This window comes from Alcaligenes sp. 1735tsa3, from assembly GCF_024134565.1.
Lineage (GTDB): Bacteria > Pseudomonadota > Gammaproteobacteria > Burkholderiales > Burkholderiaceae_B > Alcaligenes > Alcaligenes phenolicus.
This window is the reverse complement of record NZ_CP099862.1, coordinates 1867766-1885369: the sequence shown is the minus strand read 5'-3', so window position 1 is coordinate 1885369 and position 17604 is coordinate 1867766. Positions and strand designations below refer to the sequence as shown.

The 17604-nt window shown below is 55.6% G+C and carries 15 protein-coding genes; 7 read left to right on the top strand and 8 right to left on the bottom strand.

Features of this window, described 5'->3' with window-relative positions:
* Positions 1–86: 86 nt before the first annotated feature.
* Positions 87–1226: an FAD-dependent monooxygenase gene (locus NIZ92_RS08705; protein ID WP_009454531.1), complete on the bottom strand. Its 1140-nt coding sequence runs from the start codon at positions 1224–1226 to the stop codon at positions 87–89.
* A gap of 412 nt (positions 1227–1638) precedes the next feature.
* Here NIZ92_RS08705 and NIZ92_RS08700 point away from each other — a divergent pair, with 412 nt between their 5' ends.
* From NIZ92_RS08700 to NIZ92_RS08670, 7 genes are all read left to right on the top strand, one after another.
* On the top strand, positions 1639–2118 hold the full coding sequence (locus NIZ92_RS08700) for a MarR family winged helix-turn-helix transcriptional regulator (RefSeq protein ID WP_009454533.1): 480 nt from the start codon (positions 1639–1641) through the stop codon (positions 2116–2118).
* Between the two features lie 79 nt (positions 2119–2197).
* Positions 2198–3361: an NnrS family protein gene (locus NIZ92_RS08695; protein ID WP_254003108.1), complete on the top strand. Its 1164-nt coding sequence runs from the start codon at positions 2198–2200 to the stop codon at positions 3359–3361.
* 167 nt (positions 3362–3528) lie between these two features.
* On the top strand, positions 3529–5451 hold the full coding sequence (locus NIZ92_RS08690) for a PIG-L family deacetylase (RefSeq protein WP_254003107.1): 1923 nt from the start codon (positions 3529–3531) through the stop codon (positions 5449–5451).
* Positions 5452–5696: 245 nt separating this feature from the next.
* Entirely contained in the window at positions 5697–7130 is a 1434-nt protein-coding gene (locus NIZ92_RS08685; protein WP_254003106.1) for a hypothetical protein, read from the top strand.
* Positions 7131–7433: 303 nt separating this feature from the next.
* The gene (locus NIZ92_RS08680) at positions 7434–7913 is read left to right on the top strand and encodes a hypothetical protein (RefSeq protein ID WP_021446677.1); all 480 of its coding nucleotides are present in this window, start codon (positions 7434–7436) and stop codon (positions 7911–7913) included.
* 53 nt (positions 7914–7966) lie between these two features.
* A complete protein-coding gene (locus tag NIZ92_RS08675) occupies positions 7967–8578 on the top strand; it encodes a superoxide dismutase (RefSeq protein ID WP_035267933.1) in 612 nt (203 codons plus the stop codon).
* Positions 8579–8809: 231 nt separating this feature from the next.
* Positions 8810–9745, top strand: a complete 936-nt coding sequence (locus NIZ92_RS08670) for a helix-turn-helix transcriptional regulator (RefSeq protein WP_254003105.1) — start codon at positions 8810–8812, stop codon at positions 9743–9745.
* 46 nt (positions 9746–9791) lie between these two features.
* On the opposite strand, the gene NIZ92_RS08665 is transcribed toward NIZ92_RS08670, so the two are convergent.
* From NIZ92_RS08665 to catC, 7 genes are all read right to left on the bottom strand, one after another.
* A complete protein-coding gene (locus tag NIZ92_RS08665; RefSeq protein WP_254003104.1) occupies positions 9792–10901 on the bottom strand; it encodes a class II histone deacetylase in 1110 nt (369 codons plus the stop codon).
* A 200-nt stretch (positions 10902–11101) separates the two neighbouring features.
* Entirely contained in the window at positions 11102–11716 is a 615-nt protein-coding gene (locus tag NIZ92_RS08660) for an ATP-binding cassette domain-containing protein (RefSeq protein WP_254003103.1), read from the bottom strand.
* 290 nt (positions 11717–12006) lie between these two features.
* A complete protein-coding gene (locus NIZ92_RS08655) occupies positions 12007–12945 on the bottom strand; it encodes a ZIP family metal transporter (RefSeq protein WP_254003213.1) in 939 nt (312 codons plus the stop codon).
* Between the two features lie 269 nt (positions 12946–13214).
* Positions 13215–14756 carry a GTPase gene (locus NIZ92_RS08650; protein ID WP_239055539.1) on the bottom strand — a complete coding sequence of 514 codons (1542 nt, stop codon included), beginning with the start codon at positions 14754–14756 and terminating at the stop codon, positions 13215–13217.
* Positions 14756–16018, bottom strand: coding sequence for a GTPase (locus tag NIZ92_RS08645; protein WP_254003102.1), 1263 nt, complete (start codon positions 16016–16018; stop codon positions 14756–14758). The genes NIZ92_RS08650 and NIZ92_RS08645 overlap by 1 nt, the downstream gene beginning before the upstream one ends.
* 17 nt (positions 16019–16035) lie before the next feature.
* On the bottom strand, positions 16036–17199 hold the full coding sequence (locus NIZ92_RS08640; RefSeq protein WP_060185891.1) for a benzoate/H(+) symporter BenE family transporter: 1164 nt from the start codon (positions 17197–17199) through the stop codon (positions 16036–16038).
* A 97-nt stretch (positions 17200–17296) separates the two neighbouring features.
* Positions 17297–17572, bottom strand: a complete 276-nt coding sequence (catC, locus tag NIZ92_RS08635; RefSeq protein WP_009454559.1) for a muconolactone Delta-isomerase — start codon at positions 17570–17572, stop codon at positions 17297–17299.
* Positions 17573–17604: the final 32 nt, after the last annotated feature.

Here is a 17604-nt window from a genome sequence, read left to right as displayed (position 1 = left end):
CTATAGAGACAGGTCAGACACAGCGGGACCCGATCAGATTGATGCGCTGAGCCCGGATCGCTCCCGGACTCAGCACCGTGCACTGCTTAGCTGGACTTCAGGTCCTGACCGTACAGGTCGTAGCCGTAAACCCAGGCCGGATCTTCTTGCGTGCGCAAGAAGGTATTGGCGTTGGAGACAGACTGAACACGAGTCGCACGCTCTTTGCGGTTGAGCTCGTACAGATCAAAAGCCGTACGGAAATCCGACAAGCCGGTCTCTTGCAAGCAGCGCGTCAACATGGCGGCATCTTCAATCGCCATGCAAGCACCTTGAGCCATGTGTGGCTTCATGGGGTGACATGCATCGCCCAACATGACCAAACGACCACGGCTCCACAAAGGCAGCGGATTACGGTTACGCAATGGCCACTTGGTAATGCTTTCAGTCGATTTGATCAGATTCTGAACCGTGGAATGATAGCCTTCAAATGCGGCCAGCATCTCTTCTTGCGAGCTGTCTACGTAAGCACCCTGGAAATCCCAGGCAGGATGTGGCACACCAGTCACAAAATAGTATTCATCACGTTTGCCAGTGGTGTAGTACACCATCATGTGACGGTCGTCTGTCCACCATTTCACACAGTCCTCGAACTCGTCGGCAAAGCGGGCCAGGTTTTCGCCACGGATCAGGGCACGGTGTGCCACCCAGCCGCTGTAAATCGGGTCTTCTACACCCAGCAGGGTTTCACGGATCTTGGAGTGGATGCCATCGGCACCAATCACAATGTCAGCCGTTACGCTGGTGCCATCGGCAAATTCCAGCAAAACGTCGTCACCACGGTCCACCAGATTTTGCAAACGCTTGCCAAAGTGCACGGTGCCCGGCTTGATGCTGTCAATTTGCAAAGCGTGCATATCGCCACGATGCACGGTGATGTACGACGCACCGTATTCTTTCTTGGCAAATTCACCCAAAGGGATACGGGACAGGTAGTCACCCGTTTCGCCATCACGACTGAACCAGAAATCCGGGTGCGAACCCATATCGTCCAGCGCTTTTTCCAGACCCATGCGGCGGAAGATCTTCATCACGTTGGGGCCCACGTGGATACCGGCACCCAAACGCGAGAATTCTGGCGCCTGCTCAAATACTTCTACCTCAAAGCCAGCTTGCTGCAACAGAGTCGCCGCAGCGGCTCCGCCAAGACCGGCCCCTACAATCGCAATCTTGACTGTTTTTTCCATCGTTAGCTCCAAATCACGGCACTCATCAAAAGTGCTCACCACATGTTTTTAGTAGTGTACACACTAAGTTTAAGCATGAAAACAGGTGATTGAGCTAGGGTTTATACCTATCCAAAGGAAACTTAAGCAGCCTGTAAAGCAGCTTTAAACAAGCCATTAAAACAACAATATCAACAAGTTAATTAAAAAATCAAAAACAAAAACAAGCCTTGAATATCCAGACCTCAAATTCATTTCATTTTCCGATTTAACAGTGTGTAGACTCATTTATTGCGGTGCACACCCTGAAATAACAGATGCTTTAAACGCGAAATAACTGATCTGAATCAGACGTGAACCGGTCCTCGGGAAGGTATACTTGCTCAGTTGTTCTTTAACTGGCCTGCCCATTCCACAACAAGACAGAAAGACTATGCAGCCTACCTCCCCCGTTTCTGAGCCTCAAACCTTGTCCTACGATGTCACCGAACAAATCGGCCACCTGCTGCGCAAGGCGGGCCAGCGGCATACGGCCATCTTTCAGCATTACGTGGGCGACAGCCAACTAACTGCGATTCAGTTCGTGACGCTCTGCGCTCTGCGCGACCATGGACCCAGCTCGCAAACCGAGCTGGTCGAAGCGACCGCGGTCGACCAGGCCACCATACGGGGCATTATTCAGCGTCTGAAATCACGCAACCTGATTGAACTGGCACCGGACAAGGACGACAGACGCAAGGTCATTGTGGAGCTGACCCAGGAAGGGCTGGACCTGCTCGATCGTGTCATCCCTCGCGCCCATACCATCAGCGAACTGACCATGGGCAATCTGAACCCCGCAGAACGCGTGGCCATCGTCTATCTTCTGCGCAAAATGATAGACAGCACCCTGGATATGAGCGACAAAGAATAAGGCTGAACATCACTTGAAGAGACTATGTTTTATTCGGCCTTTAAGATATATTTAAAATACATCTTATAACTGATCTGCCATGACTCCTTTGACTGCCTCCCCCGCCTCTACCCGCCCAGAATGGCGCGCATTCCTGGAACTGGGATTTCGTCCCCTCTATCTTTTAGCCACGCTTTGGGGCGCTGCCAGCATTGCGCTCTGGCTCTATACGCCCGGATGGCTGGCCAATGCGGCCATCCCGTCCCTGTACTGGCACGCCCATGAAATGCTCTGGGCCTTTATCGGCACCATTGCCGTAGGATTTTTGCTGACTGCCAGCGCCACCTGGACGGGGCAACCCACCTTGCGTGGCCCCTCTTTAGGGGCCTTGTGTCTGATCTGGATTCTGGCGCGCTTCAGCCTGCTACTTCCCCATGGCATGATGGCGGCATTGCTGCTCGATGCCCTCTTCTTTGCCATTGCCGCAGCTGAACTGGGGCGCGTCATCCTGATCGCCCGCAACAAGCGCAATTACGGTATTCCGCTCGCCATGCTGGCTTTGGGTCTTAGCCATGCTCTGTTCATGTACAGCCTGATGCAAGGGCAAGACCCCATGCCCTACTTCTACAGCGGCTTCTGGACCATGGGCTTGATCACCTTGCTGATTGCCCGTCGCATCATCCCCTTCTTTGCCATGCGCGCCTTGCCGGGCCTGAGCCTGCCTGCTCAAACTCGTAGCGGCCATTGGCAAATGGGCTTGAGTGCCATCGCCATTGCCTTGTCGCTAAGCCCCTGGCGTTTGTCATTAGCCCTGGTTCTGGCTGCTTTGGGCTTGATCGCCTGCTTCCAGTGGGTACGCTGGAAACCCTGGGCCAGCCGCAATACGCCGCTGCTGTGGATTCTGTACCTGGGCTATGCCGGTCTGGCACTGGGTCTATTAAGTGCTGCGGCGTATGAAGCAGGCTGGATTCTGCGCGCAGCCTGGCCGGTACATATTGTGGGTCTGGCAGGTTTCAGCGTGATGATTATTGGCATGCTGACCCGTACTGCCCTGGGTCATTTAGGCCGCCCCTTGCGTGCCACACCCAAAGTGGTGCTGGGTTACGGTTTCCTGATTGCCGCCTGCTTCTTGCGCTTGCTGGCCCTGATCCCAAGCAGTTGGAGCCTGCCCTTGCTGCATGCGGCTGGCCTATGCTGGATTCTGGCCATGCTCAATTACCTGCATCAGTTTGCCCCCATGTTGATTCGCCCCAGATTGAACTGATCGCAGCGTCGGCGCCACACTTTAAAAAGCAAAGTCCCTGGCACCGTTTATCTTTATTTTCTGCTTGACCGTGCCTGCTTATACTAAGCAGGCACGTTGCTTGCACCCTCTGCAAGCAACGCGGGACGGATCGTTCTGATCCTTGTTTTTTCCGCGCTCTCATCCTCATGTATCTCGCCTTTTCGGCTGGTCCTTCCCTGAAACACAGGCTGCTTGGCGGACTGTGTGCTTTGCTCTTGTCGTTTTCTGCCCAGGCCGCCGACGCTTGTCACGGCAGCCGGGATCTGGTCGTCGTGGGCCATATGGATGACGATCTGCTGTTCATGAACCCGGACCTGTCCAGCAATATCCAGGCAGGTGGCTGCATGCAGGTTCTGTATCTGACCGCCAGTGAACGCAAAGGCGGGCTGGAATATATGTACAGCCGCGAGCAAGGTGTGCGCGCCGCCTATGCCTATATGGCCGGGCTGGTCAATGAATGGCAGCAAACCCGCTTGATGGTCGGCAGTGCCTCGATCGCGCAATTTACCTTGCGAGCCAGGCCGGGCATTCAGCTTAGTCATTTGCGTCTGCAAGACCCTTGGCTGGGCCCCGGCTGGGGAAGCCTGACTCCCTTGAGCCGTGCAGAATCCGTACCCGGCCAAACCGTACAAACACTGGATAGTCCTCAACAAACATTGAACCGCGAGCAACTGGTTCAAACGCTGGCGGCCTTGATACGACTGTATCGGCCTACCAGCGTTCGCTATCTGGATGACACCAATCCCGTGCCTTACACCCAGCTGTGCTGGCGTTGTAGCGGACACGGGCACCCGGACCATATCGCCAGCGCCCGACTGGTTCGGGAAGCCATGCTGGCCGCCCCCGGCAATTACGCGCAAATTGGCTATGTGGACTACCCGATTCAAGAACAGGCCCGCAATCTGACCTTGAATGAAATTCACAGCAAAACCGAGATTTTCCGGCGCTATGCCTGGCATGATCAACACGCCTGCAAAGGCCCCGCTGTGTGCCAGGAACCCGCTGGTCCTGCCGCCGCCTGGGTACAACGTAGTTACTACACCAGCCGTGCCGACTATCCGGCCAGCCTGTTAAGTGACAAGGAAGGCAGGCTCAGCTTTTTCGTCTCGGGTGAACAAAACGACGCCATCAATCAATGGGATGTGCAAGAACAGCGCTGGACCACCCTGGGCGGACGCACAGCGGATGCCTTGAACGCCTTCCAGTATGCAGACGGCAGCCCCGGCCTGTTTGCACGCGATGCAAGCGGGCAAGTCTGGTTCAGCCGTGCCCCCGATGAGGACGACTGGCTCGCCTGGCAAAAAATACCCGGCCCACGCGTACTGCACACACCGATGGTCAGCCGCCGTGACAGCCAGGCCTTGGCCATGGGCACCGATGGCCGCTTTTACTGGAGCGCCGCCCGTCAGCCTGATTACGGCTGGAGTGCCTGGAAAGCCCTCCCTGCACTGGAACAGCCCGCCTACCCCGCCACTCTAAGCCTGGATAAACAGGGACGCACCCATGTCTTTGCCAGCAATCTGCAAGGCCAGCTTTTTCAGACCTCTCAGCAAAATGATTCGAAATGGCAGGCCTGGCAAGCGGTTCCGGTCCCTCCCATCAGCGGCGGACTGGCTTCTATCCTGAATGCACACGGTCAGATTGAGCTGTATATGCGCGATCGCCGAAGCCAGCACTTGCAGCGCCTGAGCCAAGACAGCCAGCAACGCTGGTCTCATCCGCAAGATCTGGGTTTGAACTACGTAGGCACGCCCGCTCTTAGCCTGGGCGAAAAAGAACAGGTTGTTGTGGCGATTCAAAAGAGTCCGGGTGGTGCCATTGTGCTGCTTGATCAAGGGCAGGAACAGGAAGTGGACAAGCAATCCGCGTCCCAGCCCGTTCTGTACAAACAAAACGGCACCCTTTACCTGGCCAGTCGTCCGATTGGTCCCGAGCAGCGCTATCGATTATTGGAACGCCGTCACGGCAAATGGGTGCAAGTAGCATTGACCCAGGCTCCACCACCAGGAGGTGGACAGTCCTTTAGCGAGGCCCCTGCCTTCATCAGCCAAGACTATGTGCAGCCTTGAGGAGCGAAGCATCCGCTTAAAACGTAACAAAGTACGCAGGCATGCGCCGGGCTTTCAAGACAAAGCCGGGCCAGGAAACGAATCCAGTTATTGATCCAAGCCCCAACCATAAACCCGGAATCCAGGGCCATATCGTAGTATCTTGTTGCAACAGTGTGCGCTGGCTCTCTCAGCTCCAGTACAATCGCCCGCTAACGGCCGCCGGCTTATCGGTGCCTTACTCTTTTAGCTACTCTTCAGAGATCATGAAGCCAACTACCTTATTTGCAGCCCTGTTGGGCGTCGTCATCGGCGCCGGTGGCGCGATTTATTACGCCAAAAACGTACCCGTACCGGCCAGCGGCCCGGTCAGCAGCGCCCCCAGCAGCATAGGTGCTGCTCAAACGCTGGTATTGGGCCAATCCGTCTCCGGCGAATTGACCAGCAAGAGCTTCTTGAACCTGAGCGATGGCGTACGCAGCAGCCTGTTTGATGTGAAGGCTGAAGCCGGCCAGATCATCAAGATCAGCGTGAGCGGTCCCCTACGCCCGCAAATCAGCGTGCTGCGCAACGGCGAACTGGTCACCCGTACCCAGCGCTGCGAAGACTGCCCCGATAGCGAAACCAAAGGCCAGGCCACCACACTGGGCTTCAAGGCGGATTTCAACGACACCTACCAAGTGGTTGTCAGCGGCTTCAACACCAGTTCCTACGGTCCGTTCCAGGTCGTCGTCGATACCCTGAAAGCCTACACCGGCGAGCCTTTGACTCAAGACCAGACCATTCATGACTGGGCACTGGGCGGCCAGAAGCGTTACCGCTTGAATATCGACAAGGACGGCTTGTACAGCCTGGCCATGAAGGCCGAGCAAAACAGCATGGACGCCTATCTGAAGTTGATGGATCGTCGCGGCATGGAATTGGCCTCGGACGATGACAGCGGTGGCGGTACCGATGCACGCTTGCAGGTGTACCTGAAAGCCGGCGAATACATCGTGCAGGCCAGCTCGGCCATGGGCGCACAAAACTTCCAGGGCGGCTTCTCGCTGGAGATCAAGCCCGAAGAAATGACCGGCGAGATCGAGCTGAAAAACGGCGACAGTCTGACTCTGGACGGCGATGGCAAAACCGGTCTGTTCACGGGTGAAACCCAAACCTACAGCTTCACCTTGTCCGAACCCAAACTGGTCACCGTGCAAATGGACGCCCAGGGCTTCCAGGCCACGATGGAAGTAGATTCCACCAGCGCCAATCAGTATGGCGATGAAGCCGGTCAACAACGTGTACGCAGTGTATTGGCTGCGGGTGAACACCAGGTGAAGATCTCCGGTTCCAACCAAGCTGGTTTGTTTGTGCTGTCGGCCTCCGAAGATGGCGTTCCGGAAAATGCCGGCGGTGGCGTGATCCGCGTGGGCGAACCCCGTCAGGCATTGATGCTGCAAGGCATTACCAGCGATAGTTACCGATTGTCCGTGCGTCAGGCAGGCAGCTATGTCATCGACATGACCTCCCCTACCTTCGACACCTACCTGACCTTGCGTCAAAACGGCCAGACAGTCGCCGAAGACGATGATAGCGGTGGCGATCTGAATGCCCGCCTGGAAGTTCAGCTGGAAGTGGGCGAGTACGAGATACAAGCCATGTCCCTGGGCAGCTACGACCGCGATATGGAATATGAGTTGTCGGTAAAACGTCGTTAAGACCATTCAGACAAGCTGATATCAAGGCTGAAAGCTCCCGGGCTTTCAGCCTTTTTTCTTGCCTGGCGGCCATCCTGGCCTTGATCTGAGGCAAGAGTCTTCACGCTACAGGGTATACACCTAAGCACGCTCACCCTGCCCGCAAAGCCGCACTGATATTGGCTTTAAGAAGTGCTCCCCCTCCTTTTTTGCCTGACGTTTGATCTGCTTACGATTTGCTTTTGGGATTACCTTGATAATATAAATGCAAATCATTATCATTAATTTCATTATTGATGCGCTACCTTTTATCAGGAGCAATGCATGCAGACACTCGCCCAACAGTCCCAACACGCTCTTACCCAACGCGACGAACTGGCCTCCTGGCGCAATTTGATCACACAGGGCAACCAGGCCTTTCAATCCCACAATTACACCGATGCCATCACGCACTATCAGCAAGCTCGTGCGTATGTGAAACCGCTGCTGTTTGGCTCTTGCGAAGGGGCCGACGCCACCATTGCCGCCTGGGTCATTGCCCATTTGAATCTGGCCGATGCCTGCGAGCAACTGGGTCAAAGTGACGAACAGGGTCTGCACCTGTGCACAGCTCATGAAACCTTGTGCTGCGCCGCTGCCAATACCCGTCTGGCGGACGACTGGCGCATGGCTGCCTGGCAACACAGCCGCCGCACTTATGCCGAACTGGCCCGCTATGCGCGACGCTACCCCCATCATGTCCCTACCTGCTCTGCCCTGTTCTTAGGGGCGGTCAGCCCGCAGGAACGCTCTTTTTCTCATTAGTTTCATTCTGTCCCCCAGGCGCCACCGGCATGGGGTTTATCGAGGAGTGCGTCTTGTCTTACACCTTACCTGCCCTGCCTTATGCCTACCATGCTCTGGAACCGCATATCGACACCCAGACCATGGAGATTCACTACAGCAAACATCATCAGACCTATATCAATAATCTGAATGCGGCACTGGAAGCGGCCAACTTGCCCTACCCGCCTATTGATGAGCTGGTAGCCGGGCTGGATACCTTGCCTGAATCCCTGCGCAATGTCGTGCGCAACAATGGTGGCGGTCATGCCAACCACAGCTTGTTCTGGACCGTCATGACGCCCGATGCCGATAGCACCCTTCCCAACGATCTGGCTTATGCCATAGACCGGGATCTGGGCGGTTTCGAGTCATTCAAGGATGCCTTTACCAAAGCGGCGATCTCACGTTTTGGTAGTGGCTGGGCTTGGCTCAGTGTCACCCCGGAAAAGAAGCTGGTGGTAGAGAGCACCGGCAATCAGGACAGCCCGCTGATGCACGGCAACACACCCATACTGGGCCTGGACGTGTGGGAACACGCCTACTACCTGAAGTATCAGAATCGTCGGCCTGAATACATTGCGGCATTTTTCAATGTGATTAATTGGCCCGAAGTGCTGAGAAGATACCTGGAAGCCGTTAAATAAAGCGGTTTTACGCCCCGTCAAACCCTGTCGCCTTACTCGGAGACAGGTAGCAACAAGCACTTTAGCTTGTCGCCTTTCCAAGCAACCCTCCACTTTCGGAGGGTTTTGGCTTTAGGGGCACATCTCTACACAGTCCAGTATCCACGCCTGGGTTTGGCCCAATTGCGCACTGCATCACCAAACGCTATGTTGATTGTTAGCGCCCTTACCACACACATCCCAGGCCCCCACATGTTGAGTCTCTGCGATCGTATTCAATCCCTACGCTCCCTGTTTCACTTCGATGCGGTGCAGCTTCTGGGCTGTGCACCACAAAGCCGTACGCATCTGGAATTGCATTGTGAAGGCTATAACCTGAACTGTGCCTCTGCCTTGGGGACGGGCTTTCCGCAAATCTATCCACCCGGATTTACGGCGCAAGCCTCTCCCCACGATTTGCTGCCCCCCTCCATTTCCGAGTGCTCGGACACCATGGACCCTCCTTTTCGCAGCACTGCTATCTATACCGATGCTCTGCTGCGTGGTGGATTTCAGGATGGCATGACGGTAGAACTGCAGCGAGGGGATTCCTATCTGGGAATGATTCACTTTTCTTCCCAACAGGCCGGCAGCTTCAATCGCCACGTCCGCACGCTGGCGCTGGGCGCAAAAATCCTGCTGGAAGAGGCCATGCAAAACATGGTCGCGCAAAACGGCATCGTCTTGCATTTGGTGCCACAGGCAGGCAGCCTGATCATGCGTGAAGACATGCTCTCCAATGCCTCCCAATTCAGCCCCGCACTGGCTAAAGCCTTGTCCTTCATGGGCCAGGAGACCTCAGCCTTGCAAGCGTTCTGGTTGGAAGGCAAACGAAGCTATCGACTGCAAGCACAGCGTTTTCCCAAGGGGGATGTTCTGGTTCGACTGGTCCCCGCTCCCTTGCCCGCCGCGCTCAGTGCCAAGGAAATGCAAGTACTGGGCTGGCTGGTAACGGGCTATACCGACCGGGAAATTGCGGCCAGTCTGTTTTTAAGCGAACGCACTGTGCATTCGCATGTCACGTCCTTGCTGCGCAAGCTGGGCATTACCAGACGCACAGAAGCCGCTGTTAAAGCGGCTCTGAATCACTGGTATGTGCCGGATGCGCATGGTGCTATCCTGGCTGCCGTGCCCGGACTCTGCCATTAAACGACAAGGTCCGGGGTAGCGTTCAAACCATGAACATCACAGCGTATTAGCGTAGACCGCTCAACAAGCCTGCGGCTTCGTCCACGCAAGCACGTTCCGCATCCAGTAACGTATCGCCGCCCATCCCGCCCAGAAAGTCCGCGTAAGGATCAGCCAGCGTCCGTACACCGGTCAGCTCCTCGATGACAGCCTGACCGCAGAATGGCAAGTAATGCGGGCTGTACCCCCCTTCCTGGACAAAAGCGATACGACCTTCACACACTTCCTCGGCGCAGTCGATAATTTGACGTGCCATCTGACGGAAACCGGAAGCCGTCACCATCATGCGTGCCAGCGGGTCCATCATGCTGGCATCAAAGCCCGAGCCCACGATAATCAGCTGCGGTTTATAGGCGCGCAGCGCAGGCAGTACCACTTTTTCCATGGCATAGAGGTAGGCGGCATTCCCACCGCCAGGAGGCAATGGGATATTCAGGTTGTAGCCCAAGCCTTCGCCCTCGCCGCGCTCAGTCGTAAAACCGCTATTGGCCGGGAAGCATAGATGCTGGTGCAGGGAAATAGTCAGAACCGAAGGGTCATTCCACCAGATATCCTGCGTACCATTACCGTGATGCACGTCCCAATCCAGAATCGCGACACGATCCAGGCCCAGTTCTTCGCGAGCGTACGCCGCGGCCACCGAGGTGTTATTAAAAATGCAAAAACCCATCGCACCAGCACGGGGTGCGTGGTGGCCGGGTGGGTTTACCAGTGCGTAGCCATTACTGACTTCACGACTGACCACTTTCTTGACCATCTCAATGGCGCCACCGGCAGAAAGCATGGCAATTTCAAGGCCGCCATTACCCATGGTGGTGATGCCGTCGCCGGTGTCGCCGCCGGTTGGCAAGGCACTGACACGCTTCATGTTTTCCAGATGCTCTGCCGTATGCACACGCAAAATATCCTTGTCGCGTGCAGGCTTGGCCTGGATGCTGGTCAGATGATCAATTTGCCCGGAGGCGCAAACCAGCTCGTGAAAGCGGCGCTTCGTATCGGGATGGGCCAAGTGGTGGCTGATCGGTTGTAAACGGGCCCCCAGATTGGCCGAGGCAAGACTGCCCGTCCCCGTATCTACCCAGCCGTAAAGAATGTTCCAAATATATCCTGTTGCCATGTCGTCTCCTTTCTTTTGGTTTGTCTGGCAGAACCATAGTAGGGATCTGAACGGCGGAAAGAATCCGTAGGATTGCCGAATTTATGGGCTGATCAGGGAACACTCACGGCAAAAGAGGCAGAGGACGCTTGTTTTCCAAAGCGTTCTCTGCCTCTTTCTTCAGGCTGATCGACTTGTAGATAGCGGGCACTGCCCAAGGTCTAAACCAGCTCGGCAATATTGATTATTTCTGCTCCGCAAGCCTCAACCAACTCGGCATCGTAGCTGGCGAACAGCACAACACGGTCTTGCGACCAGATCTGGAACTGCTCCGCCAAAGCGGCACGAGCCTGCGTATCCAGGCCATTGCTGGGGCCATCGGCAATGATCACTGCCGGGTCACCCAAGGCCGCCGCCGTCAGAAATACCTTGCGGCGCGTGCCTGTCGACATCTGCTCAAAGCGCTTGTCCATGTGTGGCTCCAACCCTAATCGGTAGGCCAGATCCAGCGCATTGTCATCCACGCGGGTGTTCTTTTCTGCAGCGATTTGCGCCAGCAGTTCACGGCCCGTCTGGGACGGAAACAGCATGCAGTTGTCGGGTACATAAGCCATACGAGCGCGGGCTTGTCGGGGTGTTTTCATCAGCGAGTGCCCGTCTATCCACACTTCCCCCGCATCCGGTTCGAGCAAACCTGCAATGATGTTCAGCAAGGTGGATTTACCAGTGCTGTCTTCTTCACAGAGCGCCACGCAGCCAGGCTGAAATGTATGAGTCAGCCCCTTGAAAACGGGGTAGTCGCCATAGTTTTTACTGAGATTGTCTATGCGTAGCATGCTGGAAATCACTGCCAAAGAAGCGCCTGGACAGACAAAAGATGCTCTGGCGAGGCGGGATAAAAAAACAAGTACGGGACTGCCCCGAACAGGGGTCTTAGTATAGGTCTTTATGGGCTGATGTTTGGACTGCTTGCTGTGCTGTGGCCATGCAGGGTTCAGCAGCTATGGAGCAAAAACCTTGTCGGGCACAGCCTTGCCAGGCATTCATGCGCGGATCTACAGCCAAAACCAAAAAAATAGCCTGAAACAAGACAAGCTTGTTCAGGCTATTTTTTTTGCGGACCTGCTTATCCTAAAGCAGTATCCAGCAACATCATCAGGACAAAGCCGATCATCAAACCGCCGGTTGCAAAGGTTTCATGTCCTTGCCGGTGCGATTCGGGAATAATCTCATGGCTGATGACAAACAACATGGCACCCGCCGCAAAGCCCAGACCAAAAGGCAGAAGCACCAGCGAGCTGCTGACGGCCACCGCTCCCAGCACGGCCCCAACCGGCTCAACCAGACCACTGGCCATGCCCAAAATGACGGAGAAAGTACGGCTGTAACCGGCAGCCAGCAAGGCCAGCGCCACCACCAAACCCTCAGGCACGTCCTGAATAGCAATACCCGTAGCCAACGCATTGGCACGCACCCCTTCATTGCCCACATAGCCCACGCCAATGGCCAGACCTTCCGGGAAGTTGTGCAGCGTAATGGCGATCACAAACAGCCAGGTACGGCGCAGCTTGGTGGACGTCGTACTGCCAGGACCTTCACGCCCTTTGATGAAGTGTTCGTGCGGCAGGATGCGATCAAGCAGCATCAAGGCTGCAGCACCCAACAAGATGGACAGGCCCACGGCGGAGCCCGCGCCCCAGGCACCACCGCCAAACACTTGCTGGTTCTGTGCCGCTTCCAGGCCCGGCAGAACCAGCGAGAAAGCACAAGCGGCCAGCATCACCCCCGCCCCAAAGCCATACAGCGTATCTTGCGTACGCTGCGACATGGTTTGAGAAAACATGACGGGCACGGTGCCCAGTGCTGTGGCCAGTGCCGCGATGGAGCCGCCCACCAGGGCCTGCAAGACCACCGGGTGATCTTGTGCGTACAGCCAGAACTGATGACAGAGCGCCCAGACGCCTCCCATGGAGATGATGAGTCCAACCCACAGGCGCAGGTGTTGGCGCCAGTTAGGCGAGCTTCCCTTATTGGGTGAAAAGTAGTGGCTTGTTTTCGGTTTCATAGCCGTGCGCCCCCAGAAAATTACGCAATCCAGGTTTGCCTGATACAGACGCAAAGAGCCGTAAAACGGCTCTTGCAAAGGCATGGATGCTGTACAAACCATCATAGCGACTTCATCTTCGATTTAAAACATAAATATCGAAATGCTAACAATTCTCATTAGCATTTCAACAAATAAGCCACAATCCATGAAATCAGCTTGGGGTTTGACAGCCATCCAGCCTGTTATCTGCGCTTTGCATGGCGATGCAAAACCGAATGAATACTAGCTCAGGCAGTATGCAATTGATGCTTGATTGCCTCCAAAGCCTGGGCCTGTTCAGCCACAGCATTTTCCAATTGAATCAGCTCTTGCTGGAGCTGTTCCAGACTTTGCTCGGCCTGCTCCACGACCTGTTCCGCCAGCTCCTGGGCACTATTCATCACCCCATCACTCAAGCTCATGTACAGACGGTTGTAGTCGATCAACGGCGCTTGCCCTTCCCCCTGCTCCTGGAACACTTCATAGCCAATATGCGCGGGCAGATTCAGTGTCGGCACGTCTGGCTGCATCAACTGGAAATTCGCCAGGATAGTCTGGCTTAACTCCGCAAACGCCTCGCTCAAGTTCTGGCCAAGTTCGGTACGCACAGCGGCAACATCTTGCTGGGCGGCATGTTTTTCCAGTACTTCGGGCAATTGGGGCACCACTCGCCGCCAGGTGCCTTCTGTCAGAGCTTGCACGGCTCCTTGCAGTACCAGCGTTTGCTCTTCAATACGCTGACGCAATTGGGTAGCGGCCTGCTCCAGCGTTTGCGTCAAGGGACTCAGAATCACTTCTTCTATATGGTGCAATTGCAGCTCGGCAGGTTTACGCTGCTTGTATGCCAAGGCAGGCTTCAGCAGGTTCTGCACTGCCAGATACAAGCGCTCGAAGCCCGCCTGCTCCAAGCCCTGCTCTTCATCCTGCTGACTGCGCGCCATATGCACAGACAGGGACAAGGCCGGTTTGAGCAAGTCACTGCTCAAGCCCCAATGGTTCAGGGCCTGCGCTGCCCGCGTCATCACGTCCTCTTCCTGCAACTGGCGGTTATCGGCCGTCTTGTTGCAAAGCACTTTGACGATCTCGTCGTCGATCTCATCTTCTTCGATGCGATCGCTGCGGGTAATTACCGGCAACAAGGGTTTGTTGCGGCGCAGTTCCACCAGCAAATCGCCCAGTTCCTGAACCTGCCCCGGTGCGCTGGAGCTGCTCAGCCACAAGAGCGCATCCGTGCTTTCCAGAAACTGCTGTGTCAAAGCAGCGTTATGCGCATTAGCCGAGTGCAAGCCGGGGGTATCCAGCAACACCAGCTTCTCGCCCAGACACACCCCTTGCAAGGCAACCGTGGTTTCCGTTGCCCCCTCCTGAAAACCTTCAGGCATGGGTTGCATCTGCCCATCGGCCAGACGGAAGAAATCCACGCTATGACCCTGACGACGAAAGCGGTCCGCCAGGAAATTACACAAGGAGCTTTTACCGGCATTAAAGGAGCCAAACACCAGCAACATAATGCGATCGCGGAAACGATCCGCCAACTCCTGCGCGGGTGCCAATGCAGACCAGGAAGCCGCCCAGGCCTCTTTTTGTTCTTGCAACTGCTGATTCAGTTGTCGAGCACTGTGCGCCAATGTCCCCTGCTCGGCCAAAGCCGTGCAGGACAAGGCTTGCGCCACGGTCGTCTGGCCCAAATCCGCCAGCCACTGCTCCATCTTGGCAATAGCGGGCTGCATATCCTGACTGGCAGGATTGAGCTGCGCAACCGCCTTGATAAACGTGCTTTCCACCGACATTACACATGCTCCAATGTGGACAGACCTTCCAAAGCCTGACGCGTTTGCTCAAGCTGATTTTCAGTCGCCTCGATCTGCTTCTCCAAAGCAACACGGCCATCCGAGACTTCAAAATAATGGGTGAAATCCTGAACCAGCTTGTCGCGACCCGCCTGCTCGCAGAAAATACGACGCAGATCATCTCGGTACTTCACCGACACACCCATCACCGCAATCATGACGGTATCCATGCTGCGCACCGAGGTACGTTGGGCCGCTGGCAAGCCTACGGCACCGTATTCCACCAGATGCCCATTGATCGCAATACACGCACGCGAATAGGCAATCTGCAAACGGGCACGCTCTTGCTTGCCTGCCGTCATCTTGAAACCAAACTCGAAGGTATCCGGCACCAGGGAATGATCCACGCCGGGGGCATTGACTACCGGCTCCAGATCTTTCTCGATGCCTTCCAGAATCGTGCGCAGACCATCCACAAAATCAATGTGCTGCTGCTTTTGCGTTTGCTGCAGACTCTGCAGATTTTGCTCCTGCGTTTGCTGCAAAGCATTCAATTCTTGCGTCAATTCGGTCAGCAAAGCTTCGCGTTCGAACTCGCGGGCTTGCGGCACACGTTTCAAGGCCGCTTCCAAAGAAGCCTGCAAAGCGGGAATTCCGCTTTTCTCCAGCATGCGCTGCTTGCCACCATCACGGCCCTGGCGATAGCGGGTGCTGGACACGGGGTGCAGTGTCACACCGGCACACTGCTGCTGAATCGCGACCAGCACTTTCTCTTGCTGCTCGTCATCGGCCAACTGGTCAATCTGGCTGATGACCATCAGGTTCTGACGCTGCGAACGCTGATGGTCTGCGGCCAGCTCTTGCAGCAAATTGCTTTCCAGCGCGTCCAGCTCGCCCTCTTTGGCCGCGTGGACGAACAGACGAATATCCGCCTGCAAACCCATGGCTTCACGTGCCAGAGCATCGTCCTGCAAGGCCACGTCTGCGTACAGACCGGGCGCATCCAGCCAGCGCACCCCTTCATGGACATGCTCGGCCAATGCGACAGTTTCACGGCGATCAGCCACATTGAAAACATCACTGCCCATCAACTCATTGAGCAGACGACTTTTGCCGTGATTGTATTTACCGACTACGGTCACCGTTGGCGGCACGTTCAATTGCAAGAGAACGCGCAAACGATCCAGATCCCAGCGGCGCTGTGGCAACACGGCCAACACAGGCTCCAATACTTGATCAAGGGATAGTGCCAACTGATTCATAGTCTCTTCCTTTTGTTTCACTTATGTTTGGACCCAAGCAGGCGATAAGCCACCAAGCCAAACACCACGCCCCAAAATGCAGCGCCCAGTCCAAACAAGCTCATACCTGATGCGGTGGTTAAAAATGTGATGACAGACGGCTCGATATAGCCGCTTTCACTGACCATCACCCGCACATTGGCCACAATGGCCCCTATCAACGCCAGACCCGCCAGGGCTGCAATCAAGGAGGCGGGCAAAGCCGTAAACAAATACACAATCGAGCCGGCAAAGGTGCCGCCCAAGAGATAAAACACGCCATTGGCAATACCAGCCACATAGCGCTTGTCGGGATCAGGATGAGCATCCTTGCCCGTACACAAAGCGGCGGTAATGGACGACAGCACAATGGTGATGCCCCCAAAACAGGCCACCAACATCGAGGCCAAACCGGTGCCAGCCAACACGGGGCGCGATGGCGTGGGATAACCCGCCAACTGCAAGACCGCCATGCCGGGCAGATACTGCCCCGTCAAACTGACCAGCACCAAGGGCAAGGTCAGGCTCAACAAGGTCGCAATATTGAATTCGGGGCTGACCCACACCGGACTGGCCAGCTCCAGCTGGAACGCTTCCATATGTACTTGCCCGCTGGCCATGGCCATCACAAATCCGGACAAGGCCACCAGCACAATCGCGTAACGCGGCAAAAAACGCTTGCCCAGCAAGTACACCGCCAACATCACCAATACGATGGCGGGCATGTCGCTGCTGGACTTGAACGCCGCCATACCGAACTGGAGCAAAATACCGGCCATCATGCCCGCAGCAATGCCCTTGGGGATGAAGGAAAGAATCTTTTCAAAACCGCCTGTCAGACCAATGACGACGATAATCAAGGCAGCGCTAAGATACGCTCCCACCACTTCAGGCATGGTGATGCCTGGAAACAGAGTCAGCAGCAAAGCCGTTCCCGGTGCGGACCAGGCTGTAATGATGGGCAGCTTCAAATACGCGCTCAGGAGCAAACCGCTCAAACCAGCGCCTATGGAAATCGCCCAAATCCAGGAGATCAACTCCGCGTCAGCAATTCGGCCCACTTGTGCGGCCTGAATAAAGATCAGCAAAGGACCGGCATAGGCGATCAACACCGACAAAAATCCGGCCACCCAGACCGACGCCGATCCACTTTTCAATCCCATCGTTTTGTCTCCCCAGTCTTTTTGTTTGAATTCTCAACTTTACTCGGTGCTCAGGCTGCGCTGGGATCGCAGCCTGAGTTTTTTACTGCTGCGTAACTTAAATAGCCGACGGGTGCGTCGCCAAGGGAGTCACGGAAATCTGCATGTAAGGGAACAAGGGCAAGGCGCTGAGCAGATTGTGCAGCTCTTCATTGCTCTCTACATCGAACACGCTGTAGTTGGCGTACTGACCCACCACGCGCCAGATATGCGGCCACTTGCCCGAGCGTTGCAGATCCTGCGAGTAGGCTTTTTCTTCAGCCTTGATACGGGCAGCCTCTTCGGCTGGCAGGGAGTCAGGGATATCAACAATCATGTGAACCAGATAAAGCATGGTGTTCCTTTCTAAAAACAAGCGCTCGGGCA

Excerpts from the sequence above, each read along its gene's own strand:
- NIZ92_RS08655 (WP_254003213.1), bottom strand. The coding sequence starts at position 12,945 with ATGAAACCGAAAACAAGCCACTACTTTTCACCCAATAAGGGAAGCTCG.
- catC (WP_009454559.1), bottom strand. The coding sequence starts at position 17,572 with ATGCTTTATCTGGTTCACATGATTGTTGATATCCCTGACTCCCTGCCA.
- NIZ92_RS08670 (WP_254003105.1), top strand. The coding sequence starts at position 8,810 with ATGTTGAGTCTCTGCGATCGTATTCAATCCCTACGCTCCCTGTTTCAC.
- NIZ92_RS08680 (WP_021446677.1), top strand. The coding sequence starts at position 7,434 with ATGCAGACACTCGCCCAACAGTCCCAACACGCTCTTACCCAACGCGAC.
- NIZ92_RS08685 (WP_254003106.1), top strand. The coding sequence starts at position 5,697 with ATGAAGCCAACTACCTTATTTGCAGCCCTGTTGGGCGTCGTCATCGGC.
- NIZ92_RS08690 (WP_254003107.1), top strand. The coding sequence starts at position 3,529 with ATGTATCTCGCCTTTTCGGCTGGTCCTTCCCTGAAACACAGGCTGCTT.
- NIZ92_RS08650 (WP_239055539.1), bottom strand. The coding sequence starts at position 14,756 with ATGTCGGTGGAAAGCACGTTTATCAAGGCGGTTGCGCAGCTCAATCCT.
- NIZ92_RS08695 (WP_254003108.1), top strand. The coding sequence starts at position 2,198 with ATGACTCCTTTGACTGCCTCCCCCGCCTCTACCCGCCCAGAATGGCGC.
- NIZ92_RS08705 (WP_009454531.1), bottom strand. The coding sequence starts at position 1,226 with ATGGAAAAAACAGTCAAGATTGCGATTGTAGGGGCCGGTCTTGGCGGA.
- NIZ92_RS08645 (WP_254003102.1), bottom strand. The coding sequence starts at position 16,018 with ATGAATCAGTTGGCACTATCCCTTGATCAAGTATTGGAGCCTGTGTTG.
- NIZ92_RS08665 (WP_254003104.1), bottom strand. The coding sequence starts at position 10,901 with ATGGCAACAGGATATATTTGGAACATTCTTTACGGCTGGGTAGATACG.
- NIZ92_RS08700 (WP_009454533.1), top strand. The coding sequence starts at position 1,639 with ATGCAGCCTACCTCCCCCGTTTCTGAGCCTCAAACCTTGTCCTACGAT.
- NIZ92_RS08640 (WP_060185891.1), bottom strand. The coding sequence starts at position 17,199 with ATGGGATTGAAAAGTGGATCGGCGTCGGTCTGGGTGGCCGGATTTTTG.
- NIZ92_RS08660 (WP_254003103.1), bottom strand. The coding sequence starts at position 11,716 with ATGCTACGCATAGACAATCTCAGTAAAAACTATGGCGACTACCCCGTT.